Annotated in this window: 20 protein-coding genes; 11 read left to right on the plus strand and 9 right to left on the minus strand. The window is 40.8% G+C overall.

Going from position 1 to position 23,973, the window contains the following annotated elements:
- Positions 1-391: 391 nt before the first annotated feature.
- Complete coding sequence (locus KPY62_RS06185; RefSeq protein ID WP_216581243.1) at positions 392-2,029, plus strand: carbon-nitrogen hydrolase family protein; 1,638 nt, start codon at positions 392-394, stop codon at positions 2,027-2,029.
- Positions 2,030-2,142: 113 nt separating this feature from the next.
- Positions 2,143-2,700, plus strand: coding sequence for a protein disulfide oxidoreductase (locus KPY62_RS06190; RefSeq protein WP_228730588.1), 558 nt, complete (start codon positions 2,143-2,145; stop codon positions 2,698-2,700).
- A 200-nt stretch (positions 2,701-2,900) separates the two neighbouring features.
- On the opposite strand, the gene ald is transcribed toward KPY62_RS06190, so the two are convergent.
- From ald to KPY62_RS06205, 3 genes are all read right to left on the minus strand, one after another.
- On the minus strand, positions 2,901-4,016 hold the full coding sequence (gene ald / locus KPY62_RS06195) for an alanine dehydrogenase (RefSeq protein ID WP_216581244.1): 1,116 nt from the start codon (positions 4,014-4,016) through the stop codon (positions 2,901-2,903).
- 706 nt (positions 4,017-4,722) lie between these two features.
- The gene (locus KPY62_RS06200; RefSeq protein WP_216581245.1) at positions 4,723-6,078 is read right to left on the minus strand and encodes an NCS1 family transporter; all 1,356 of its coding nucleotides are present in this window, start codon (positions 6,076-6,078) and stop codon (positions 4,723-4,725) included.
- Between the two features lie 52 nt (positions 6,079-6,130).
- Positions 6,131-6,823 (minus strand): aspartate/glutamate racemase family protein, encoded by a 693-nt coding sequence (locus KPY62_RS06205; RefSeq protein WP_216581246.1) that lies wholly within the window; start codon positions 6,821-6,823, stop codon positions 6,131-6,133.
- 140 nt (positions 6,824-6,963) lie between these two features.
- On the opposite strand from KPY62_RS06205, the gene KPY62_RS06210 reads away from it, so the two are divergent.
- On the plus strand, positions 6,964-7,680 hold the full coding sequence (locus tag KPY62_RS06210; protein ID WP_216581247.1) for a GntR family transcriptional regulator: 717 nt from the start codon (positions 6,964-6,966) through the stop codon (positions 7,678-7,680).
- A 213-nt stretch (positions 7,681-7,893) separates the two neighbouring features.
- On the opposite strand, the gene KPY62_RS06215 is transcribed toward KPY62_RS06210, so the two are convergent.
- Complete coding sequence (locus KPY62_RS06215) at positions 7,894-8,709, minus strand: ankyrin repeat domain-containing protein (protein WP_216581248.1); 816 nt, start codon at positions 8,707-8,709, stop codon at positions 7,894-7,896.
- A gap of 548 nt (positions 8,710-9,257) precedes the next feature.
- On the opposite strand from KPY62_RS06215, the gene ileS reads away from it, so the two are divergent.
- A complete protein-coding gene (gene ileS, locus KPY62_RS06220; protein WP_216581249.1) occupies positions 9,258-12,116 on the plus strand; it encodes an isoleucine--tRNA ligase in 2,859 nt (952 codons plus the stop codon).
- 79 nt (positions 12,117-12,195) lie between these two features.
- Positions 12,196-12,825: a signal peptidase II gene (gene lspA / locus KPY62_RS06225; RefSeq protein ID WP_216583180.1), complete on the plus strand. Its 630-nt coding sequence runs from the start codon at positions 12,196-12,198 to the stop codon at positions 12,823-12,825.
- A gap of 125 nt (positions 12,826-12,950) precedes the next feature.
- Here lspA and KPY62_RS06230 read toward each other — a convergent pair whose 3' ends face one another.
- Both KPY62_RS06230 and KPY62_RS06235 read right to left on the minus strand, forming a co-directional pair.
- Positions 12,951-13,652, minus strand: coding sequence for a S24 family peptidase (locus tag KPY62_RS06230; protein ID WP_216581250.1), 702 nt, complete (start codon positions 13,650-13,652; stop codon positions 12,951-12,953).
- A gap of 252 nt (positions 13,653-13,904) precedes the next feature.
- Positions 13,905-14,570: a DUF1294 domain-containing protein gene (locus KPY62_RS06235; protein WP_216581251.1), complete on the minus strand. Its 666-nt coding sequence runs from the start codon at positions 14,568-14,570 to the stop codon at positions 13,905-13,907.
- 154 nt (positions 14,571-14,724) lie between these two features.
- Between KPY62_RS06235 and KPY62_RS06240 the strand changes: the two genes are divergently transcribed.
- On the plus strand, positions 14,725-15,237 hold the full coding sequence (locus KPY62_RS06240) for an FKBP-type peptidyl-prolyl cis-trans isomerase (RefSeq protein WP_216581252.1): 513 nt from the start codon (positions 14,725-14,727) through the stop codon (positions 15,235-15,237).
- A 92-nt stretch (positions 15,238-15,329) separates the two neighbouring features.
- On the plus strand, positions 15,330-16,370 hold the full coding sequence (locus tag KPY62_RS06245) for an aldo/keto reductase (RefSeq protein ID WP_216581253.1): 1,041 nt from the start codon (positions 15,330-15,332) through the stop codon (positions 16,368-16,370).
- A 125-nt stretch (positions 16,371-16,495) separates the two neighbouring features.
- Here the strand turns inward: KPY62_RS06245 and KPY62_RS06250 are convergent, their stop codons facing one another.
- Positions 16,496-17,311 carry a lysophospholipid acyltransferase family protein gene (locus KPY62_RS06250; protein WP_216581254.1) on the minus strand — a complete coding sequence of 272 codons (816 nt, stop codon included), beginning with the start codon at positions 17,309-17,311 and terminating at the stop codon, positions 16,496-16,498.
- 415 nt (positions 17,312-17,726) lie between these two features.
- Between KPY62_RS06250 and hflX the strand changes: the two genes are divergently transcribed.
- The 4 genes from hflX to KPY62_RS06270 all read left to right on the plus strand — a co-directional run bounded on the left by hflX (position 17,727) and on the right by KPY62_RS06270 (position 21,766).
- A complete protein-coding gene (hflX, locus tag KPY62_RS06255; protein WP_216581255.1) occupies positions 17,727-19,169 on the plus strand; it encodes a ribosome rescue GTPase HflX in 1,443 nt (480 codons plus the stop codon).
- A gap of 264 nt (positions 19,170-19,433) precedes the next feature.
- Positions 19,434-19,880 carry a CidA/LrgA family protein gene (locus KPY62_RS06260; protein WP_228730589.1) on the plus strand — a complete coding sequence of 149 codons (447 nt, stop codon included), beginning with the start codon at positions 19,434-19,436 and terminating at the stop codon, positions 19,878-19,880.
- A complete protein-coding gene (locus KPY62_RS06265) occupies positions 19,877-20,566 on the plus strand; it encodes an LrgB family protein (protein WP_216581256.1) in 690 nt (229 codons plus the stop codon). Before KPY62_RS06260 ends, KPY62_RS06265 begins: the two co-directional genes overlap by 4 nt.
- Positions 20,567-20,926: 360 nt before the next feature.
- Positions 20,927-21,766: a lytic transglycosylase domain-containing protein gene (locus KPY62_RS06270; protein WP_216581257.1), complete on the plus strand. Its 840-nt coding sequence runs from the start codon at positions 20,927-20,929 to the stop codon at positions 21,764-21,766.
- A gap of 128 nt (positions 21,767-21,894) precedes the next feature.
- Here KPY62_RS06270 and tsf read toward each other — a convergent pair whose 3' ends face one another.
- Positions 21,895-22,779 (minus strand): translation elongation factor Ts, encoded by an 885-nt coding sequence (tsf, locus tag KPY62_RS06275; protein ID WP_216581258.1) that lies wholly within the window; start codon positions 22,777-22,779, stop codon positions 21,895-21,897.
- Between the two features lie 125 nt (positions 22,780-22,904).
- Positions 22,905-23,747, minus strand: a complete 843-nt coding sequence (rpsB, locus tag KPY62_RS06280; RefSeq protein ID WP_216581259.1) for a 30S ribosomal protein S2 — start codon at positions 23,745-23,747, stop codon at positions 22,905-22,907.
- Positions 23,748-23,973: the final 226 nt, after the last annotated feature.

Consider the following 23,973-nt stretch of genomic DNA (forward strand, 5'->3'; position numbering starts at 1 on the left):
AAAAAAGGCCCAGCTCACCATGCACTTATCCTTTAAGCTCACAAAACTGTAGCATAGTGTTACTACGTTAGGCTTTTATTAATTATCTTGCTTGCTATGATATTGGACAGCAGCGCTAGAGCTAAAAGTATTACCAAAGATAACGCTAACAGCAAACTATTATCAGCTGATTTAAAATATTCATTGAAATATGAGTATTGAGAATGGATGATTCCAGCTATAAGATATAACTGTGTTGGTTTTTTGTCACCAGTCGTTAGTGTAGCGTTTATATTCTTACATTAGTATTTATTTATAGCAGTTGTTACATAATTATTTTATTTAGTATTGTGGTTAAATTAAACATATTCAATAACTTATAGAGCCATAAAATCTAGGAACGTTAAACATTATGAGTAAAATAGAAAAGCTAGATGACCTTCATCTAACCATTGCCGAAATAAAGAAAAAAGACTATCCCCAACTAAAGGCATTAATGGATCGAGTTTATGCCAATTTAGGAGGATCTTGGTCGAAGACTACTATTAATACTTTAATTGATGCTTTTCCAGAAGGCCAAATTGCTTTATTCGACCATGAGCAATTGATAGGTATCGTGCTGTCAGTACGAGTGGATTACGCTAGGTTCTCGAACCCGCATACTTATGATGACTTGATTGGACTCAAAGAAATCATCAAAGATAATCCATTAGGTGATGCCATCTATGGCCTTGACGCACTGATTGATCCTGACTATCGCGGCTATCGTTTAGGGCGCAGACTATATGATGCGCGTAAAGAGCTATGTCGCCAGTTAAACCTACGTGCTATCTTGGCTGGTGGGCGTATTCCCAATTATTATAACCATCAGGATTTGACTCCTGGTGAGTATATCGATGCCGTTGAGTGTCGTGAGATTCATGACTCAGCGCTCTCCTTTCAGCTATCAAACGGCTTTATCGTCAAGCGTATTTTAACTGGTTATTTGCCTGATGACGCGCAGTCAAAAGGCTTTGCTACTTTGCTTGAGTGGTCTAATATTTATTATGAGCCCCAAGACTACAAGCCCAGTACTCGCAAATCCGAGGTACGTATTGGCGGTATTCAATGGCAGATGCGTGAAGTCGAGTCGCCTGAAGAGCTGCTGCAACAAGTTGAGTTCTTCGTAGATGTTATGGCTGATTACAACTCTGATTTTGCTTGCTTACCTGAGTTCTTTAACGCGCCGCTTATGGGTCTTTGTGAGTCTACCGATCAGAACATTGCCATCCGTTTCTTAGCCGGTTATACCGAATGGTTCAAAATTCAGATCTCACATTTAGCGGTCAGTTATAACGTCAATGTGATTACTGGCTCTATGCCTCTACTAGATGAAGAAGATATATTATATAACGTCAGCTATCTATGCCGTCGTGATGGCACTGTAGAAGAACAACGCAAAATCCATATCACTCCGCATGAACGTAGTGCTTGGGTGATTGAAGGCGGTGACAAAGTACAAGTATTCGATACTGATGCCGGTCGTATTGGTATTTTGGTTTGTTATGATGTTGAATTTCCGGAGCTAGCACGATTAATGGCGCTGGATGATATGGACATTTTATTCGTGCCGTTCTGGACTGATACTAAGAATGGCTATCTGCGCGTACGTATTTGTGCTCAAGCACGAGCTATTGAGAACGAATGTTATGTGATGATTTGCGGCTCAGTTGGCAACTTACCACAAGTAGAGAGTCTCGATATTCAGTATGCGCAGTCGTCGGTTTTCTCACCCTCAGACTTTGCTTTTCCACATGATGCCATTATGGCTGAAACCACAGCTAATACTGAAATGGTCTTCTTCTCCGACGTCAATTTGGATAAGCTTATTCATGTGCGTAATGAAGGCTCAGTTCATAACTTGCTGGATCGCCGTGATGATTTATTCAGCCTTAAATGGAAGAAAAAATCTAAAATATCCGCTAGCAAATTAAGCGGAACTGAACTTCGCGAGAATTCAGGTAGTGTATTGCAAAGTGACCCACTACAAGATCGTGCCCAAAAGCCTTAAAGGTTGACGCTCTACTAACCGTTAAATAATAGATTTTAATAATACGGCTGACTATTCAGCCGTTTATTTTTATCTAAAATCAAGTTTAAATTGAGTATAAAAAAGTAACCGCTATGCCTATAAAAACCAATAATATGAATCCTAAACTGAAGCTCAAAAAGACTAGTAAACAAAAAGCATGGTCATGGCTTAAGACCTTAGTGCTATACAGCGTTGTATTCTTAGTCATTTATACCGCCGTCAATTGGTGGCGACAGCCCATCATGCCAGCCAATCCACAATTACAACTGACAGATTATCAAGGACATACCGTTAATTTAGCAGCTCTGAGTCAAGACAAGCCAACGTTAATATACTTTTGGGGAACTTGGTGTCCGATATGCACTACCACATCACCGTCAGTAAACCGCTTGGCGACAGCAGGAGACTATCCAGTAGTCACTGTCGCTGTTCAATCAGGTAGCAATCAGCAGCTAACAGAGTACCTAAATGAGCATAATTATAATTTCACTACTATTAATGATCAACAAGGGCAGATATTCGATGATTGGCAAGGCCAAGTCACTCCCTCGTATGTGATCTTAAAAGATGGCGAGATGACACAAGGGCTAACGGGTATTCAACCATTGTGGTCGCTCAAGTTACGTTTATGGCTGTCATCGATGTTTTGATAGAGCTATGAATAAAAGACCAAAGACTTAGTCCTTATTAATAGATAGCTGTTACTGAATCCGTATTACTAAGTGCCTATTACTGTATTCGTTGTACTGCATTGTGTCTCACTAGCCCGTTAAAGTAAAAAACCTACCAATCATATCGATCAGCAAGTTTTATTTATGGCTTATATATAACTTAGCATTAGCGCCTACTGTTAGCTAATTAATGAGTTTAACTCTTTATACTCATAGTCTAGCGCTTCAGCTATAGCCTGATAAGTGACATAACCTTGCGCAGTGTTGACCCCTTTTGCTAATGCAGGATTATCTATACAAGCTTGTTTATAGCCTTTTTTAGCTAAGGCTAGCACATAAGGTAAAGTCACGTTAGATAAGGCTAAAGTCGACGTCCGTGGTACTGCACCAGGAATATTGGCAACCGCATAATGGATGATACCGTGCTTCACGTAAGTGGGTTCATCATGAGTAGTGATGCGATCCGTGGTGGCAAACACACCGCCTTGGTCAATAGCAATATCTATTACTACTCCACCCGGCTGCATTGATTTGATCATCTCTTCATCTACTAGCTTAGGGGTAGCTGCACCCGGAATTAGTACAGCTCCAATGACTAAATCACTTTCCTTTACGCTTTTAGCGATATTTGACTTAGTTGACATGAGTGTCTGTATATCATTACCGAATAGCTCAGACAGCTGCTTTAAGCGCTTGGGATCTAAGTCTAGAATAGTCACATCAGCACGTAAGCCTATAGCAATTTTAGCGGCTTCGGTACCTGATACCCCACCACCAATAATAGTTACTTTACCTCTTCTAACCCCTGGCACACCGCTGAGCAAGATACCCTTACCACCATAAAAACTCTGTAAGAACTGCGCACCAATCTGCGGACTCATACGCCCCGCAATCTCACTCATAGGGGTCAGTAAAGGCAACGAGTTATCTGCCAGTTGTACAGTTTCATAAGCAATACCAGTCACTTTATTGTCCACTAATACTTTGGCTAGCTCAGGCTCAGCGGCTAAATGTAAATAAGTGAACAACGTCAAACCTTGAGTTAAATACTTATATTCTTGTGGTTGCGGCTCTTTAACTTTGATAACCATCTCGACAGCCCATGCTTTTTCAGCACTATCGACAATAGTTGCACCAACATTTTTATAATCTTCATCAGTAAACCGTGAGCCAATACCAGCGCTAGTCTCGACATAAACCTCATGACCGTTATCGACTAAGGCACTAACACCATTAGGGGGTAAGCCAACACGATTCTCATTATTTTTTACTTCTCTTGGGATACCTACTTTCATTTTCTACTCCTTACTTAGTGGTTATGTTTTTTATGAGGGGACAAAACTTGGTTACTTGATAAATTATAAATAATGTCTTAGTCATTAGCCTTCAGCTATTAATAACTGGAATTGAAGATAATAAAAGCGCTATAACGCCGATAGCATACTAGGCGATTGATAGGGGGGTTATAGGATTGTTGAGCGGTAGTATTGCAGATGACACCGTGGATCTGCTGATAATAACGGTTTGAATAGTTATTGTGACGGGTAAATAATTTAATGATTTTTTGACCGACTAATAGATTTTTATGGTTTAGTAATTTAATAGTTTTTTGAAGAGATGGCAATTGTAGAGGGATTAAGAAGGTGTTGATGAATAATAGTTATTAACTACTGTTGTACACAATGCTGCCAAATTAAGCAACTAAAATTATAGCAGTAGGCTGCAACGTGCTTTACTCTGAGCCTTTGACTAAAAACATGCACTATAAAATATTAGATTAACCGCAGCACGTAAGGAAAATTTATACCAGTAGCAAGCCGTAATGATTGTGCTTTTTTGTTTAGGATTAACTATAGACAATTACTGTGATTAGATAATGAATGCGATTAAATAACTGATGCTATTAGATAACTACTGCATTTTAGTCGCCGCTAACGCAGTAGTCCCCGCGGCAGGATTACCACCGCAGGGACCATTAGACAGCGATTAACTAGTGTAGATTTATGGCATAAAACGCTGTGCAGAAGGTAGTTTAAGCATTAGTAACCAATAGAGACCACCTGCTGGAATCAAACCGGCGTACCAAGAAACACTTGAGAACGTCAAGGCAACTGCAACCCCAACGACCATCGCAATGACAGCAGCCATATTGACACCTTTATAAGGACCATTTTCATCATACAGTTTATCAAGATCAAGATTCTGCTTACGGATGAAATAATAATCAACCACTAAGATGGCAAACAATGGACCTAAGAATGCTGAATAGGTTTGAATGAATAAGTTTAATCCGGCAGCAGACTCGTCTTTTACTAACTCCCAAGGAAAGGTGCAGAATGCCAATAGGCCAACAACAACTGCCGCTGTTTTAAACTTAAGATTAAAGATATCCATCAATGCATAAGCCGGTGGTACTACGTTATTTAAGATGTTAGTAGTGACTTGCGCAAAAGCAATAAAAATCATAGTGATAACTAATAAAGGCTTGTTATCAACGGCGCTTGAAAACACGCTAATAGGGTCAACTTCTCCAGTGGCACTAGTAACCATTAGACCAATCAAACCCATGAACAGGGTTGCTGGTAGGATTGAGTTGGCATAGATGGCAACTTGACGAAATAGGCCAACGTTCTTATGCAATTCGCGCGAATAGTCAGAGACGTTAAGCATCATAGTACTGTAAACCCCTAGGAACAACATAGTTGCACCCCAAAAAGGTGTACCCCAAGTACCTTCGACGTTAATCAGATTGGTTGAGATTGCGTCACCATATTTATTAATGACACTAAAAAACATATAAACGAGCGAGCCAATGATAAAGACTGAACCGATATTTTCCAGCCACTTTATACCGTGAAAACCAAGAACCGATAAACCAATTTGTAGAAACTGAAAACCAATAAAGAACACTATTAGGTTGTTGTAGCCAAACAAAGTATCCGATACTAAGTTTAACGCACCAGCACCAATCCAGCTTTGAAAGCCAAACCATACAATAGCTGGCACTGAGCGCACTATTGCGGGAATACGGTTACCTGAGAAGCCGAATGCGGACCGGCACTGCACCATGAATGGAATACCATACTTGTGACCAGCCCGACCGTTTATCATTAGCGCTGCACCAATGACCGTACAACCAATAGTGATAGCCACAACGACTTGTAGTAAGTTCAATGTACCGACTAGACCAGAGCCAACAGTGAATGTTCCAATCGATACACAACCACCTAACCAAGCAAATAGATAGGACCAAGGGCCCATAATACGTGTAGTCTGTGGAGCAAGGCTTTCTTGCCCTACCCCCTTATGGTCAAGAGTCTCTACCCCAGATGTGCTAGCAGTTCTCACATTTTCCATTATATTCTCCTTCCTTGAGAAAATTTATTGATTTATCTAAGCTTGTCTAGTTTTAAATAGGTTTCGCATAGGCACCAATTTTGCTGGTTTTTAATCCGCAACCAACTAAAGCCTCAATCATGCGAGTAGCAACCGTAACGCCATCGATAACGGGGACGCCTGTTTCTTCAGTTAACCATTCTGTCAAATCAGCCATGCCTGCACAACCTAATACTATAGCTTCACAGTTATCTTCAGCTATGGCACGTAATATTTCGTCACGAACTTTTTCACGCGCACCCGAACCAGGCTCTTCAAGTGCCAGTACTGGAATAGCAGCAGAACGCACACGTCTGCAACGATGAGATAAGCCGTAGCCATGAATCAGCTCTTCAATTACTGGAATAGAGCGTGGTAAGGTGGTAACGACGCTAAAAGAGGTCGAAATCATGCTAGCCGCTTTCACCGCCGCTTCACAGATACCTAGAACCGGACCTGAAAATACTTCACGACAAGCACCAATACCGGGATCATCAAAACAGGCGACAACTACCCCATCAACTCCATCTGCCTCAGCTTGTCTTAGACGAGCTAAAAGGCCTGGTACTGACATAGCTTCGTCATAATGGCCTTGGATGGATGCTGGCGAATCTGTTCCTGATGCGCCAATGATTTCTGTGCCTATACTGGCTGTTTTACGCGCACTCTCTACAATCTTATCGGTCATAGAGGTGGTTGAATTAGGGTTCATAACTAAGATTTTCATAGGGCTTCACCTTTGATCATTATTTGATTGCAGACTTAATAAACTTGTTAACAATCATTGTTAACTATTATTGTTAACAAAACAATCAATATTTTTATTATTTGTTGTTAAGACGAATATAGCGCTCTATAATTGCGGCTATGACTAAATCAAAACTTAAAAAACTAGCTTTAGAAATTGATGAAATACCAGAACAGGCAATCATCAGCTCTATCACAGCTGCAGTATCAGAACAGCGTCTACCAGCAGGAACCAAACTTGGTGAACAAATGCTGAGCGACTTATTTAATTGTAATAGGGCCAATGTCAGGCGAGCACTCTCCACGCTGGCCACTATGCATGTGGTGCAATTGCAGCCCAATCGAGGTGCTTTTATCTCCACACCTTCTCCTAAAGAAGCAGGAGATGTGTTTGAGGCTCGCCGTACTATCGAACGTAAGCTGGCTTGTAGTGTTATTGAGAACGCTGGTGCTGAAGATATTGCTAATATGCGCGCTACAATCACTGCTGAAGCGGAAGCTCGGGCCTTAGGAGATAAGCCAGCAGAACTGCGTTTATCACGAGAATTCCATATGCACTTAGCGACTATCGCTAACAACCAAGTATTAGAGAAGTTCTTGAGCGAGTTAACGTTACGCACCACCCTAATCATTGGCTTATACAATAAAATAGGCTCTTCTAACTGTGCCGAAGATGAGCATTTAGGTATTGTAAAAGCCATAGAAGCAAGAGATGAAACACAGCTTATATTTTTGATCGATCAACATCTAAATCATTTAGAGTCTGGGCTTGATTTCCAGCGAAGAGCCCAACCTTTTTATAGTTTATCAGAGCAACTAACTGCTACGCCTATTTAGCATTTTGCACAGCTAATATTTATTGAACTTACTAGATTTTAGAGCTGTTACTACCTGATGTTTAACGGGACTCTCTAGCAGCTCAGCTAATAGTCGTCTTGACTTATAGCTTACTCAGCCACTAAAAAGCCTCTAGCACACAAGTCTTAACGGATTTGTATGTTAGAGGCTTTTTAATAGCTATTTATTAAATCAATAATAAGATTAAAACGGTTATTGACAGCTGGCATTACCAGTACGATGGTTTATTGCCCCATTCGCCGCGAGCAGCTTTTGCATATCTACTAGATTGCGCGTGCAGGCATAGGAATAGGCGCTTTGATCATAGGCATAGCGCGTTTTGTCATCAGTGGTCGCTACTAGATTTAGATCCACTCCTTGAGATATCAAGTATTTGACGTTTTCTCTACGATCATTACTAGCAGCAATCATGACCAAGGTTTCCCCTTCACGGTCAACCGCAGCAGATTGGTCGTCTAAGTCTATAGGCGACTTGGCATCTAACAGTTGATGTATTTTTTTAGTGATTCGAACGTTGGTTCCTAAAGTGGCAGACTTTAAAACGTTGTAGGCATCGCCTTTATCAGTAGCATATAGGTTTGCGCCTTGTTCTACTAAATAATCGACCATATCTTCATAACCAATAAACGCCGCCCACCCTAAAGCGGTTTGATCAAGACTACCTGTATCTATAGCTTCTAAATTTTGACCATTCTCTACCATATATTTAACCGTCGCCATATCACCATGCTTTACGGCATCGAACCATTTAGAATCTGCACCTATAGAAGGTTGAGAATAAAAATTGCGGTTGGCAAGTCGGTCTTTATTAGTAAGCTCAAAGTTCTTAGCATCACTAAAGCGAAAATAGGGTTGTGCTACAGGCTCGCTTTTAGGAACTTGCACTACTTTCATATTTTTGGAGATCATGCTTTGGTTATTGAGAGTTGTAGGGTTAGTTGTTGAACAACCCGTTGCCAGCATAGCGACCATAAGTGCTGAAGCGCTTATTCTATAAATGTTTTCCATAACCTAATCTCACAGTTGAATTGAGTGATAGTTCCATATGATCAACTGATGACAGCAATCCTTGCTGGCTTTTGCTAATATATTCAGTTCTCACTATCACGAATATAGCATCTTTTTTACAAAGATTTTAATAATTGTTAACAATTTTAAAGTTTTTTTAGTTCTGCTATTGTTGTAGTAGTTATTAGTATATTTAGTCAAACGCTAGCACCGTCTACTACTCAAAATATAGAACAAATACTGAATGCGAGTCCTTGACAAGCCATAAATTATAGCCAAATAGGAAAAGCTGTTTTATAAATAAGCTTTTATTATCCTAGCTTTTACCTTCAATATCTTACTCGCTGTTTTTAATGCCTTATTTATCCTATAATAGGTAGCCTTGATTTCACTACTTATGCTAGCCATCTCATAAATCATTGTTTAACATACCTCATTGCAATTTTGGCTTTGTACTATTAGCTTTGAACCACTAGCTTTGAACAACATAAATCTAGCTTTGAACGACACAAATCCTTTTACCGTACGAATAAAGGCAAGACCCCAATATGACTGAACCTACCGACTATAAAGACACTCTAAACCTTGCTGATACTGAATTTCCAATGCGTGCCAATCTCGCCAACCGTGAGCCAGATTGGCTTACCGCATGGGAGGCTGACGATGTCTATGGCAAGATTCGTCAGTCCCGTATAGGCGCACCTAAATATATTCTGCACGATGGTCCTCCTTACGCCAACGGTCAGATTCACTTAGGGCATGCCGTCAATAAAGTATTAAAAGACATTATTGTAAAGTCAAAAACTTTATCAGGATTCGATGCGCCTTACGTGCCGGGTTGGGATTGTCATGGTCTGCCAATCGAGCAAAAGGTCGAAGCAAAAGTGGGTAAAGTCGGCCAAAAAGTATCCGCTACTGAGTTTCGTGGTCTTTGCCGCGAGTATGCTAGTACTCAAATTGAGCTGCAAAAAGCTGACTTTAAACGTTTGGGCGTCTTTGGTGATTGGGATAACCCCTACTTAACAATGAACTTCCATCAAGAAGCCAATATCGTTCGTGCCTTGGCTAAGATCCATGAGAATGGTCATGTAACTCGGGGCATGAAGCCGGTTAACTGGTGTTTAGACTGTACCTCAGCATTGGCTGAAGCCGAAGTGGAATATCAGGACAAAGTCTCCGATGCTATCTATGTTAGCTTTGATGTATTAGATACTGACAAGCTAGCCGATTTTGCTGATATCACTGATACTATTGCAGCAGTTATTTGGACCACAACGCCTTGGACTTTGCCTGCTAACCAAGCTATCTCAGTACATCCTGAACATAACTATAGTGTAGTAGCCACTGAAAAAGGCAATCTACTGTTAGCAACTGAACTGGTTGAAAGCGCATTGGCTGAGCTTAAACTGAGCAATCAAGGCGTATTGGTCACTGTATCAGGGACTGAGCTTGAAGGTCTACGTGCCCAGCATCCGCTTATTGAGGCGCGTCAAGTGCCAATAATTTTAGGCGATCACGTCACTGTCGATAGTGGTACTGGTCTAGTACATACCGCTCCTGGTCATGGTCTTGACGATTATATTGTTGGTCTAAAATATAACCTGCCAGTAGAAAACCCGGTCGGTGGCAATGGGGTCTATTTAGAGAGCGCTGCAGTATTTGCCGGTGAGCATATCTATAAGGCCAATCCCAAGATCATTGCTGCTTTGCATGACAACGGCCATTTAATTAATCATACCAAAATCGAGCATAGCTACCCGCATTGCTGGCGTCATAAGTCACCGATTATCTTTCGAGCGACGCCGCAGTGGTTCATCAGTATGGAGGTTAAAGGCCTACGTGAGCGTGCCCTTGCTGATATTACAAAAGTGAACTGGACGCCAGCTTGGGGTCAAAACCGCATTGAGTCGATGATGAACGGTCGTCCAGATTGGTGTATCTCTCGCCAGCGTACTTGGGGTGTGCCGATTGCCTTTTTTACTCATAAAGAAACTGGCGAGCTGCATCCTAATACTTTAGAGCTAATGGAAGTTGCTGCCCAAAAGATCCACGACGGCGGTGTCGAAGCTTGGTTTGATGCTAGCTGTGAGGACTTCTTGGGTAGCGAAGCTAGCGATTATGATAAAGCTACCGATACCTTAGATGTGTGGTTTGACTCAGGAACGACCCACTTTACAGTACTTGAGCAACGCGATGAGCTGACTAATCCTGCTGATCTATACCTAGAAGGTTCAGATCAACATCGTGGTTGGTTCCAGACCTCACTACTGACTTCTGAGGCTATGTATCAACGCCCTCCATTCAAGCAAGTATTGACTCATGGCTTCGTGGTTGATGAAAACGGCCGTAAGATGAGTAAGTCACTTGGCAATATCATTACCCCACAAGAAGAGATCAATAAGACCGGTGCGGATATGTTGCGCTTATGGATTGCCTCTAGCGACTACCGCTATGAGATGAATGCGGGCAAAACTGTATTCAAAGGCGCTATCGATATGTATCGCCGTATCCGTAATACCTTACGTTTCTTATTGGCCAATACTGACGACTTTGATCCTGCTATCAACAGCATCGATGTCAATCAGTTGGTGAGCCTAGACAAGTTTATTATTGAGCGTGCGCAAACGGTACAGCAGCAAATCATTGAAGCTTATGATGCTATGGACTTTCATCAAGTCACTCAGCACATTACTGCGTTTTGCTCGCAAGACTTAGGTGGGTTCTATTTAGATATTATTAAAGATCGTCAGTACACTACCCAAGCGGATGGTGAGCCACGTCGCTCGGCACAGACTGCTATTTATCATATCGCTCAAGCCTTGATTCGTTGGATTACCCCTATCTTGTCGTTCACTGCTCAAGAAGCGTGGGAAATCATGCAGGGTACTGATGCAAGCTTGGATGACGCAGACCGTTACGTCTTTACCCAAGGCTGGTATGAGTTCCCTAAATTTGAGCTAAGTGTTATTAGTATTGAGGACTGGCAACATATCATGCGTGCCAAAGATATGGTCAATAAGAACATTGAAACCGCACGTGAAAACAAGCTTATTAATGCCAACCTATCCGCTGATGCTACTTTATACGCTGATAGTAGTATGTATGACAGCTTAGCTAAATTAGGCGAAGAGCTGCGTTTTGTGTTGATTACTAGTAGTGCCACTTTACAGCCAATCAGCAAAGCACCTGCTGACGCTAATATTGCCGGTACTGTTGGAGATAATGCTGAGAATAGTAACGAAAGCGCTGCTGACTTAAAAGTGGTGATTACTGCTGCTAAAGGCACTAAGTGCGTGCGCTGCTGGCATATCCGTGATGACATCGGTGTCAATGCCTCTCATCCTGAACTTTGTGCGCGTTGCGTAACTAACGTCAGTGGTAATGGCGAGGTGCGCCACTATGCCTAACTCGACTGAGCACAATAGCAGTAATGATGGTTTAAATACCGTCAAGCTAGATAGCACCCAACTAGATAGCGTTGAAATCATGGATGAGACGGTAGTAGAGACTAGTAGCCTGCCGCAATCAACTGACGCTAAAGCTATGAATCATACGCCGGCCCATGTTACCACTGGCAGCTCATTAGTTCCCAAAGGACGCTTGGGTAAAACTCCAAAAATGATTGCTAATGGTAGTCGTGCGTTTGTCTGGTATGCGCTATCACTAATAGTATTAGCTATCGATCAGTGGACTAAATGGCTAGCTGAAACTAACTTAACTTTTAATGAGCCATTATCAGTGATTGAGCCGTTCCTTAATTGGACTTTGGCTTATAACTACGGGGCTGCTTTTAGCTTTTTGGCAGATGCTGGCGGTTGGCAAAAGTGGTTTTTTTCAGGGTTGGCTTTAGTGATGTCGATATTTTTGACTATCTATCTAATCAAAGCCCCACGTCCAGCCAAACTGCTATCTCTTGGTTTAGCCTTAGTACTTGGCGGTGCAGTAGGTAACTTGATCGATCGATTGTTACATGGTCACGTTATCGATTTTATCCATGTGCATTATGCCAACGTTTGGCATTATCCTATCTTTAACGTCGCTGATATGGCTATCTGCATCGGTGTGCTGTTGATTATCATCGATATGATATTTTTAGAAAGCAAACGTAGTCGCTAATCTGAATTTGTTTAGCTTAGCAGAAACAAACCCCGTCATAACTTGCTATGGCGGGTTTTTTTCTGTTGTAGGCTGGTGCTTTTAGCCCAGCACAAATAAACATTTTCACACTCATATCCTTCACGCTATCCAGCTCTATATATTTGCCTTCCAACTACAATCAAACTATCTCTATTATCTAATGTTACTAACTTATCTGAATAATCTGAATTAAAGCTATGTAGTCGGAGCAAGCCGCCCGTTTCTATAAATATTTGTTTTAACATCATATATTTACCTTCTAAAAGTATGGCATATATGCTGCCATCTTTTATATATCTCTGATTTATAATTATCCCAACTTTGTCTTTTTCATTTATGTATGGCTCCATACTATTATCTATGGCATAGACCAACCTAAAATCTTTAGGATCTATACTTTTTTTCTCAAAGAACTCAAAAGTAAAGCCACAAATAGTATCAACTTCTTCAAAAATACATTCATCTTCATCTTCTTGATAAGAAAATCTATTGTAAACAGGTATGTTTATTAAATTATTAGACCTCCCTTTACTATCTGTTGAAAGATTACTTGGTTCATTCAATATTTTATTTTGACTATGTTCATGATCTAACCAGTTATTCGACTTATTAAAAAAGATTTCAATCTTATTCGCAATTTCATCACCAATAGCCTTGCTAGGATTCTTGCCTATGTAATGACCTAATAACGCATAGTTAATTTGTGCATTTTTTGATAAATCACTTCTTGTTATCTTAGTTTCTTGCATAAGTAGTTTAACGTTCTCACGTCTAATCACTTCAATACTAGTGAATTTTTTAGTCACTTTTATCTCCAGTATTTCTTAGTATTAATAATTCCATCAACATCCGAAAGTATTTTATTAGCTTAATAGAAATATTTAATGACTATATCTGTTATATCTTAATAGCACCGAAAAAGAGAATTTATAGATTAAAAATCATAGAGTTTTTACAGATCAAATTTATAGGTTGTATTGATAAAAAACGCGGTGTATTAGCTGTAGATTATCATATCCTTACAGCATAAATTTCATCAACAGTGTGTTATTAACTACCTACAACAGCCCTTTGATATCGCCACCTGCCAATACAAATAACAACCCTGCCAAGTTAATCACTACCGTCAAATAATAAGCGACACGAAAATCAGGCTTTTGTGACTTATGACGTAAGTAGGTCTGCGCAATCATCGCCCCCACCCAACCACCAAGTGCACTTAAAATATGCAAGGTCATCTCTGCAGTACGCCAGTTATTATTCTGCGCCGCAGCTTTATCCTTGGCATAGACGATATAAGTAATTACTCCTAGCGCTATATACCAAGTAACTACTAGCCAGCTCAGCTTATTAGTGGCCGCTAATAATATCAACATCCCATAAAAGCCCACGCCAAGAAACAAGCGTTTCTTCTGACCTTCTTCAAAATCAGCTTGCTGGCTCTTGTGTGAATTACGCTTACGGATTTGTTTATTCTTATGAGCGATTTTCTGTTGTACAAACTCTAGCTCTTGTACTTGCTTTGCTTGCATCCTTCCTTGGCTGTCTGGTCCGATGGTAAACACTACCTCATCACCATTGACCGGTCTGCGTGGTGCTTTAAACTCACTAACATGAAAAAATACTGACTCGCCAGCTTCAGTCTCGATAAAACCAAAGCCTTTGTCTTCTTGCCATTTCCTAACTTTTCCTTGCTGAAAAGTGCTTTGTTGTTCGCTTGTCATTGATAATGCTACCGTCTTCTAGATTCATCAGATATCTTACACCATTTGCGTTACACTATTTACGCTTACAGGGTTTTGTATTTAGCTTATCATTTCTATGACTATTATTAATGCACTGCCTTCATTCACATCACCAATAGATGGCCTCCTGATTATGACCAAAGAAACTATCAATGAATCGCAATTTATTAATCCCAATGAAGATACTCGTATCACTTATGGCAGTCTAGTTAAGCTACATTTTGAAGTGTCCTTAGAGAATGGCACTATGATTGACTCAACCTTTAGTCGAGAGACCCCTGTATCTTTGACTATCGGTGACGAGAGCTTATTACCAGGGTTTGAGCAAGTACTGATGAATTTGCGAGCCGGAGATACTCGTAGTGCCCACTTAGATCCGGAGCAAGCTTTTGGCGACTGGAACCCCGATAATATTCAGCAGTTTAGCCGCGCTCAGTTCGCACTTATCGCTGATAATCCTGAAATTGGTATGATGATTGAGTTTGAAGACAAGGGTAAAAACACGCTCGCGGGCACTATTAATGCCATTGAAGATGATGAGATTGAGGTCGATTTTAATCATCCGTTAGCTGGGCAAGCCGTACTATTCAAAGTCAAAATTTTCAAAGTAACCCCACCTGGCGTTACCGGTATCAAGCTAAGATAGTAGGTGCTAACAAAGTACGGAAGGTTATAAAACATTAAAACCATCCAAATAGTTAACACCACTTATCAAAACAAATCGTTAAAGGACATCTTATGCAGTATCAAACACTTCCACAAATCGATGAAAAGGTTTCCAAAATTTGTCTAGGTACTATGACATGGGGACAACAAAATAGTGAAAGCCAAGCCCATGAGCAGATGAATGTAGCACTTAGCGAAGGGGTGAATTTTTGGGATACCGCGGAGATGTATCCTTCACCACCAGATAAAGACAAGCAAGGTGATACTGAGCGCTTTATGGGCACTTGGTTCGCTAAAACTAAGCAACGCAATAAAGTAGTACTAGCTAGCAAAATCTCTCCAATGAGCTTTTTGCGTGACGGTAAAACTCGCTTCAATGCTGAACACATTAGCAGCGCTATTGATGGTAACCTTCAACGTCTACAAACTGACTATATTGATATCTATCAGCTACACTGGCCTGAGCGTCAGTCTAACTTTTTCGGTCAACGTGGGTATAGCGAAGATATGGCAGCACAGTCGTTAGACGATTTGACGCCTTTTTTAGAGACTATTCAAGCCTTGAATGATGAGATTAAAAAGGGCCGTATTCGTGCTTATGGACTGTCTAATGATACGGCTTGGGGACTGATGAGCTATCTATCGCAAGCTGATAAAAATGGCTTGATTGCTCCTATTACTGTACAAAATCCTTATAGCTTACTCAATCGACTGTATGAAGTTGCTATGGCGGAGATATCACATCGCGAAAACGTAGGCTTACTGGCTTATTCGCCACTTGGCTTTGGCGTATTGTCTGGTAAATATCTTGACGGTAAGCGCCCAGCTGGCGCACGTCTAACTGAGTATGATCGCTTTGATCGCTATATCAATGAACAAGCAGTATCAGCAACCGTACAGTATGCTAAGATTGCCGCTGATGCTGGTTTAGATATGGCACAAATGGCTTTGGCGTTTGTTAACACTCGCTCTTTTGTGACTAGTAATATCATTGGTGCCACTAGTATTGAGCAGCTAAAATCTAATATTGATAGTGTCAATATCACTTTAAGCCCAGAAGTATTAGAAGCTATTGAAGCTGTACATGCCCGTCAGCCAAATCCTTCACCATAATACTCATTGTCTTATAATGATGAATTGCTTTTAACTAAAAAAGGCGCAAACCATTATGATTTGCGCCTTTTTTATAGCGGTTAAATGATAATAAATAAAGACTTTAGAATCATAAAACTGTGTTTTTATAGCACGGAAGTAGAGTTATTGTTTGGCTCAGTCAATACCCGAGCATGCAGCTCTTTTAAACCATCTCGCATTCGTTGTTGCAATAAGTTGGTTAACTGACTCTTATTGTAGCCATTAGGATCCAAGGGCTCAAGCGGTAATACATAAGCAGTTACATGCCTGCTGTCGAGTACCTTTTTCAGACTATCTTTCATAGTCAGCTTGCCATAATACGGTAAATCTTTACTCAGTTCTCCGTCCTTATTGACATAGCACAATACTAGAGGCTGAATAGGTACACCAGTATCTATAGCCGCTTGCAATAAAGTACCGTGAATACGTTTGATGTTAGTACCATCAGTAGTAGTCGCTTCAGGGAAGAAAATAACCGAAAACCCCTCATTCAAAAAACTGGCTATTTGGGTTGCTACTGATCCAGTATCACCGGAGCCACGCTCGATAAACACCGTGCCTGCCGCCTGAGCCAGCTTACCGAATACTGGCCATTCACCGATTTCAGCTTTCGATAAAAAGAACGCTGGACTGACACTACCCACCACTGGAATATCCATCCAAGAAACATGGTTAGAGACCCATAGTCCATGATGCTGAGGTACAGGTTCGATGGGTATTATCTTTACCCCAAAAGAGCCTGCCATTTTACGACAAAAGGTTTGAATATAACGCGGTAGCTTTTCGCGTGGTGGTTCTCTAAAAGCACCGATACGCTGTGCAGTGCGTAAGCCACCAGCAATAGTCGTGGTCATACCGGCTATCTGTTTGCCACGACCCAATTGCTTTCTCAGTGAAATTCTTGACTTAGATTGACTCATCTGTGCCCCTCATCATTAAATAACGGCTGTTTAGGTATTCTCAAAGCTTATAGATAGTTAGACTTTATATGCAATTAGATATTATAGGTAGTTAGATTTTATCAGTTAACAGCGTTGCAAAAAGCGAAATAAGTATAGCAAAATTCTGTTAGTCAGTGATGATTTGTTCACTCAACACCTAACGGATTATAAGGTTTACACCAATACTTTTGACAAACCCTTAGCGGATATTAATAATTAAATTAAAACCTGTAACACAAAGTTATCGATAATTAGGCTAATAACCTTTAATATCAACAGATAAGACCTTATATAAGGGACCATCTGAACGTAATTTATTAGCTAACGACTATTTTAATAACAGCGTTCAATTTACTATTCAATGAAATGTTACATAACTAATAGGTGATACTCTTTGGAATATTTTGGAAGATATGAAGGTGGCGAGCGTGCCATTTTAGTACATTTAGACATTCGTCAGATTCAAGATCCTGATGACTTAGGTGAGTTTGAGCTACTGGTCGACTCTGCTGGTGCGCAGCGTGTAGAGCTAGTAACAGGCTCACGCCAAAGACCTGACGCTAAGTATTTCGTTGGCTCGGGAAAAGCGCAAGAGATCGCTGAACTAGTCAGTGAACATGACGCCGATATCGTAATATTCAATCACAGCTTATCGCCATCACAAGAGCGGAACCTTGAAGCTTTGGTAAAGTGCCGAGTACTCGATCGTACTGGTTTGATTCTCGATATTTTTGCTCAACGTGCTCGTACTTATGAAGGTAAGTTGCAAGTTGAACTAGCACAGCTCAATCACTTGTCTACGCGCTTAGTACGTGGTTGGACGCATTTAGAGCGTCAAAAAGGCGGTATTGGTCTACGTGGTCCTGGTGAAACTCAGCTTGAAACCGATCGTCGTTTACTACAAACCCGAGTAGGCCAGCTTAAGGTCAAGCTCGAAAAAGTACGACAAACACGAGCTCAAGGTCGCGCGAGACGACAAAAATCAGACGTCCCTACTATCTCCTTGGTAGGATACACCAACGCTGGTAAATCAACGCTATTTAATCGTTTAGTCGATGAAAACATATATGCGGCTGATAAACTATTCGCCACTTTAGACCCGACCTTACGCCGCTTAGATTGGCAAGGCGTTGGCCGTGTAGTGTTAGTCGATACGGTTGGTTTTGTTCGCCATCTACCCCATGAGTTGGTGGAGTCGTTTCATGCCACTTTAGAAGAGACCTTAGAGGCAGATTTATTATTACACGTTATTGACTCTTCTAGCGAAGATATGCATGAGCAAATCGAAGCAGTAAAAGCAGTACTGGCTGAGATCGAGAATGATGTACCCGTGCTCAATGTCTATAATAAAATTGATCTAACTGGCGAACCTGCACATATCGGTTACGCTAGCGAAGGTGACCCTAATCGTGTTTATGTATCCTCAAGAAACAACTTAGGGATTGAAGAGTTATCTCTAGCCGTACAGCAACTAATGACTGGTACGCTGACCACTTTTGATTTGACCCTGCCTTATAATGCCGGACACTTCAAAAACACTTTATATGAGCTTGGGGTTATTCTAGAGGAAAGCTATGACGATAGTGGTCATGAGTGTTTGACTATACGCCTGCCAAGCGAGCGCTTAACCCAGCTATTAGGTCAGGCTAATCTGTTACCAAAAGATGTATTGCCATTAGCTCAAGCAACCTTATTATTGCCAGTGCTGGAACCTTTTGAACAGCAAGAAGATAAGGATGAAGTCAAGCTAGATATTAGCGAAGATCTGACCTATGAGCAAATATTTGAGTCCGATAGTGATGCTGATTTAGGCGGTGATGATGTTGAAAGTCAATAATATCACTTATTAACAAGTGATGTTTTTGACAGCTCGTTGAGTATATTGGTTTAATAAAACTGATATACTCATTTTTTTATTTGGCTTAGGGTGTGTCGTCATTTCAAGCACGGCTTGTTTATTAACGACCTTATTATGTATATAATCAAACGCGCTAGAACCACTAAAGCAAGTCGATTATTGTTGTCAAACAATGCTTGCCAATTGCGCGCTATTGCCCCCTTAATTTATGTTTTATAACTCTTGCTATAGCAAGGACTGTCTATGTTTCACTCCTCCAAGCTGCCCCTATGGATGGCTATTTTATTGACCCTAATAATGGTAGTTACCGTTAGAGAATCAGCCGTTGTTATCTGTCGCTCATTCGGTATTGAGCAGGCCGCTAACGTCGTCGCTATGGTAGCTATGTTTTTGATTTTAGTCATATGGCGAACGCTCAAAGGCTTACCAAAGTGGCTAACCAAAGCCAGCAATGTGTTATTAGTCGATAGTGGCTTTGCGTTTTTGCCCGTATCAGCTGGGGCAGGCATTTTATTATTTGGGCTAGGCGATGAGCTGTGGGGCATAATGCTAACTATGGCAATTAGCACTTTGATACCTTTATGGGGATTGGCTTTATTAACCAACCGCTGGCTAGGAAATACGGTTGATACCGATAAACAACCATCAGCTAGCAGTGAGTCATCAACTTTAGGTAAGAAACACTCATGAGCTCTAATAATATGTTGGTTGCGACCCTAGCAGCGATACTATTAACCTTAGTAGCGCATGTGGCAGCAAGAGTTCTAGCGCGGCGGTTATCATGGCTACCAATGGTGATTACCGCTTTAGTACTAGTATTAGTGCTTTTATTTATTGTGCAATGGGATTATAACGATTATTACTTCGTTGCCAAACCAGTATTCGATCACTTGTTGGGTTATGTGACTGTACTGTTAGCCATACCACTAGCCGCAATGAACTTTAAGGGCTTACCAGTAAAACGCCTAATGGTTATAGTATTGCTCGCCAGTGTTATTGGAGCGCTGCTACCAATGGGCTTAGCTTATTTATTCTCCTTAAGTCAAGAGACTATATTGGCCTTTGCCACCCGCTCAGTGACTACACCAATTGGTTTAAGTGTTGCTAGCCTAATCAAAGCCCCACTAGCCCTTGCCAACTTGATCATCATCGTTTCAGGCTTAATAGGAGCGACTTTATCACGGTTTCTTTTTCGCGGTATCAGCGATGACCGAGTCAAAGGCTTAGCTTTGGGGCTTGCCGCTCATGCTTTTGGCACAGTAGAAGCTTGGCAAATTAGCCATACTGCTGGGCGTTATGCCGCTTTTGGTTTGGCGGTCAATGGACTGGTCACTGCCGTTTGGGTGCCTATTTTTATCGCTGCTTTGACGCTATAGTTTTCTCGTACCTTTAAATGATAGGTAGTTTTTAATAGTAGCTAAGTAAGGTGTTTTTGGCCCGAGCGTTACTAACTGTAAAGCTATCTTGATGATTTATTTAAAAATTTATCTGCTTTTCTGTCGTTTCTTATCAGTAATCTCATAGGGCTAAAAGTCAATTTGTGCTATAGTAAACAACTATTGTCTTTTGTGTTTATTACAAATGGTGTCGTCAGATATCATTATTATTGCTGACTTATAGCCAATTAGATAATTTTTATTAGCAAGACTCAGTAGTGACTTTACTGAGTTAGACCCTAAGCTTATGTGTCTTATGCATAGAGCAACTTGCTATAATTTAATTAGAAGTGATTTTTTATGACAAAAATTAAGCCCTTATTTAGCTGCTCGTTACTATCTCTGTTGGCCGCTACGGTCACTTTAGCTACTGTAACTGCTAGTGCACACGCTGGCAATATGTACATTTTTAAAGACAAAGGCGGGCAAGTACTGCTCACTAATGTCAACCCTAGCGGTAATTTTGATAGCTTCACTAAAAAAGTTAAAGTGACTTATTATAAAGATGCCAGCAGCTACTCTAACAATAATGGCGCTAGCAATTATGGTAGCAGTGCCGCGAGCAATAGTGGTAGTCGTAATGCCTATGATGGCTATATTATAGCTTCAGCTGCGCGTCATGGTGTCGATCCTGGACTGATGAAAGCGATGATGCATACTGAGTCGGCCTTTAACCCGAATGCACGCTCTCCAGTAGGGGCACAAGGTCTGATGCAATTGATGCCTGCCACTGCCCGTCGATTCAAAGTCAGTAATGCTTGGAATCCTGCAGAGAATATCGAAGGCTCAGCCAAATATATTGCTTGGTTGATGCGCCGCTTTAACAATAATGTCGAGTTTGCAGTAGCTGGCTATAATGCCGGTGAAGGTAATGTCGATAAATATAACGGTATTCCTCCCTTTAGAGAGACCCGTAACTATGTAAAAAGAGTAATGGATCGTTATAATAGTCTTTATAAAGGCGATGCCAGCTTATCAGCTAATAACAGTAGTTTTAATAACGGTAGTTTTAATGGCAGTAGTTTCAACGACCCTACTCTTAATAGTCCTAGCTCCAATCCAAGTTTACAAAATATCAGTTATGGTACTATTAATAATAAAGCCAGCTATGCTAACTCAGCTTTTAATGCTTTAAACTAAGCTTTTTAATAGTTAAATATAAGCACTGTCTATAAATCATTAAATCATAGTACAAAAAAGGCCCGTTAATTAAATAACAGGCCTTTTGTATATTATCAGACTATAAGTTTTATAAACTAAATCAATAGTTACTTATTAGCTAGCGCTTGGGTAGCCGCAACTTCAGCTGCAAAATCTTCTTGTTTTTTCTCAATGCCTTCGCCAACTTCCAAACGTTTAAAGCCAAGAACTTTGACACCTTCAGCTTTTAGTACGTCGCCGACTTTTTTGTCATTGTCCATAACGTATGGCTGACGTAGTAAAGTTACTTCGTCTAGATACTTACGTAGGCCACCTTCAATCATTTTTTCAACGATGTTATCAGGCTTGCCAGATTCTTTAGCTTTGGCTTCAATAATGTCTTTTTCGCGTGCTAATACATCAGCAGCTACATTTTCATCATCGACTGCAACTGGATTAAACGCAGCAATGTGCATAGCTAGGTTTTTACCAGTATCTGCATTTCCGCCTTCAAGAGAGACTACAACACCGATGCGTAAACCATGACGGTATGCAGCAATATTGTCACCTTGTAAGGTTTCAATGCGACGAATTTGAATGTTTTCGCCAATTTTTTGTACTAAAGATACACGGGCTTCTTCAACACTTTGACCATCGCCATAAGGCAACTCAGAAAGAGCAGCTACATCAGTAGTGTCATTCTCTAACGCAATGTTAGCTACTTTTTCAGCAAAAGCTGTGAAGCTATCATCTTTAGCTACAAAGTCAGTTTGGCAATTGATCTCTACCAAAAATGCTTTTTTATCACCTTGAGCAATAATGATCGCGCCATCAGCTGCAATGTTACCCGCTTTTTTAGCAGCTTTTGCTTGACCAGATTTGCGTAGATTATCGATGGCAGTTTCGACATCGCCGTTCGACTCTTCTAATGCTTTTTTGCATTCCATCATGCCAAGACCAGTACGGTCACGTAATTCTTTTACCATTTTGGCAGATACTTTTACTTCTGTCATAAGAGTTACCTCAGTAGTGTGATGTATTACAGGTACTTAAATTCTATTGCACGTATCAACAACAAGGCATGACGAGTAAAACTACATCATGCCTGTTGTTTGCTTAAACTGTTACGCTATAATTCTTACTCAGCTTTTTCTTCTGCTGCAGCAACTGGAGCTTCTTCAGTTTTAGCAGTAGCAGGAGCTTCTTCTGTAGTAGGCGCTTGCTCATCAGTTTGGTCATTAGCTTGTTGATCAGCATTACCACTGGCTTGAGTTTGTGCATACTCTTTACCAGCGATGATTGCATCAGCAATAGCTGTTACGTATAGAGTTACCGCACGAATAGCATCATCGTTAGCTGGGATAACGTAGTCAACATTATCAGGATTAGAGTTAGTATCAACGATACCGATTACTGGAATACCAAGATTTTTGGCTTCTTTAATAGCAATCGCTTCATGATCAACGTCAACGACAAAGATAGCGTCAGGTAAACCGCCCATGTCTTTGATGCCGCCTAATGAACGCTCTAGTTTTTCCATATCGCGAGTACGCTCTAGCGCTTCACGTTTGGTAAGCTTAGCAAAAGTACCGTCTTCTGCTTGTTTTTCAAGCTCTTTTAGACGATTGATTGACTGACGTAGAGTTTTCCAGTTAGTCAACATACCACCTAACCAGCGATGGTCAACATAAGGCATGCCAGCGCGGGCTGCTTGCTCACGGATAACACCGCTAGCTGCGCGTTTAGTACCTACGAACAATACTTTGTTTTTCTTAGCAGCTAAGCCGTTAACGTAGTTAAGCGCTTCATTGAAGGCTTTTACGGTGTGCTCTAAGTTAATGATATGAATTTTGTTACGCGCACCAAAGATATAAGGACCCATTTTTGGGTTCCAAAAACGTGTTTGGTGACCAAAATGAGCGCCGGCTTGTAATAAGTCGCGCATTGGCATTTTGGTAGGGTTTTTATTTTCTGTAGCCATGTTCAATATCCTAGTGGTTGGGTTATGCCTCCACATCACAAAAACTGCCTATCTAGCAACACGCATTTGCTAATAATCGATACATGATTTATGTAAAATTATTATTAATGCAAATTAATCAAGTCGCCAAACACCCAGCAATTTTTTGTCATGATGTGTGTGTCATTGGTTGGTTTATAGAGTACGCTATTACTTACGAACAGACCGAATGTCTAGACTTAAGCTA

The organism is Psychrobacter sp. TAE2020, from assembly GCF_018919485.1.
GTDB lineage: Bacteria > Pseudomonadota > Gammaproteobacteria > Pseudomonadales > Moraxellaceae > Psychrobacter.

What these genes read in the sequence shown, in the direction of transcription:
- KPY62_RS06215 (WP_216581248.1), bottom strand. Translation starts at nt 8,709, where the DNA reads ATGGAAAACATTTATAGAATAAGCGCTTCAGCACTTATGGTCGCTATG.
- KPY62_RS06190 (WP_228730588.1), top strand. Translation starts at nt 2,143, where the DNA reads ATGCCTATAAAAACCAATAATATGAATCCTAAACTGAAGCTCAAAAAG.
- lspA (WP_216583180.1), top strand. Translation starts at nt 12,196, where the DNA reads ATGGATGAGACGGTAGTAGAGACTAGTAGCCTGCCGCAATCAACTGAC.
- KPY62_RS06205 (WP_216581246.1), bottom strand. Translation starts at nt 6,823, where the DNA reads ATGAAAATCTTAGTTATGAACCCTAATTCAACCACCTCTATGACCGAT.
- KPY62_RS06235 (WP_216581251.1), bottom strand. Translation starts at nt 14,570, where the DNA reads ATGACAAGCGAACAACAAAGCACTTTTCAGCAAGGAAAAGTTAGGAAA.
- KPY62_RS06270 (WP_216581257.1), top strand. Translation starts at nt 20,927, where the DNA reads ATGACAAAAATTAAGCCCTTATTTAGCTGCTCGTTACTATCTCTGTTG.
- KPY62_RS06185 (WP_216581243.1), top strand. Translation starts at nt 392, where the DNA reads ATGAGTAAAATAGAAAAGCTAGATGACCTTCATCTAACCATTGCCGAA.
- KPY62_RS06260 (WP_228730589.1), top strand. Translation starts at nt 19,434, where the DNA reads ATGTTTCACTCCTCCAAGCTGCCCCTATGGATGGCTATTTTATTGACC.
- KPY62_RS06245 (WP_216581253.1), top strand. Translation starts at nt 15,330, where the DNA reads ATGCAGTATCAAACACTTCCACAAATCGATGAAAAGGTTTCCAAAATT.
- KPY62_RS06210 (WP_216581247.1), top strand. Translation starts at nt 6,964, where the DNA reads ATGACTAAATCAAAACTTAAAAAACTAGCTTTAGAAATTGATGAAATA.
- rpsB (WP_216581259.1), bottom strand. Translation starts at nt 23,747, where the DNA reads ATGGCTACAGAAAATAAAAACCCTACCAAAATGCCAATGCGCGACTTA.
- KPY62_RS06200 (WP_216581245.1), bottom strand. Translation starts at nt 6,078, where the DNA reads ATGGAAAATGTGAGAACTGCTAGCACATCTGGGGTAGAGACTCTTGAC.
- ileS (WP_216581249.1), top strand. Translation starts at nt 9,258, where the DNA reads ATGACTGAACCTACCGACTATAAAGACACTCTAAACCTTGCTGATACT.
- KPY62_RS06265 (WP_216581256.1), top strand. Translation starts at nt 19,877, where the DNA reads ATGAGCTCTAATAATATGTTGGTTGCGACCCTAGCAGCGATACTATTA.
- KPY62_RS06250 (WP_216581254.1), bottom strand. Translation starts at nt 17,311, where the DNA reads ATGAGTCAATCTAAGTCAAGAATTTCACTGAGAAAGCAATTGGGTCGT.
- tsf (WP_216581258.1), bottom strand. Translation starts at nt 22,779, where the DNA reads ATGACAGAAGTAAAAGTATCTGCCAAAATGGTAAAAGAATTACGTGAC.
- ald (WP_216581244.1), bottom strand. Translation starts at nt 4,016, where the DNA reads ATGAAAGTAGGTATCCCAAGAGAAGTAAAAAATAATGAGAATCGTGTT.
- KPY62_RS06240 (WP_216581252.1), top strand. Translation starts at nt 14,725, where the DNA reads ATGACCAAAGAAACTATCAATGAATCGCAATTTATTAATCCCAATGAA.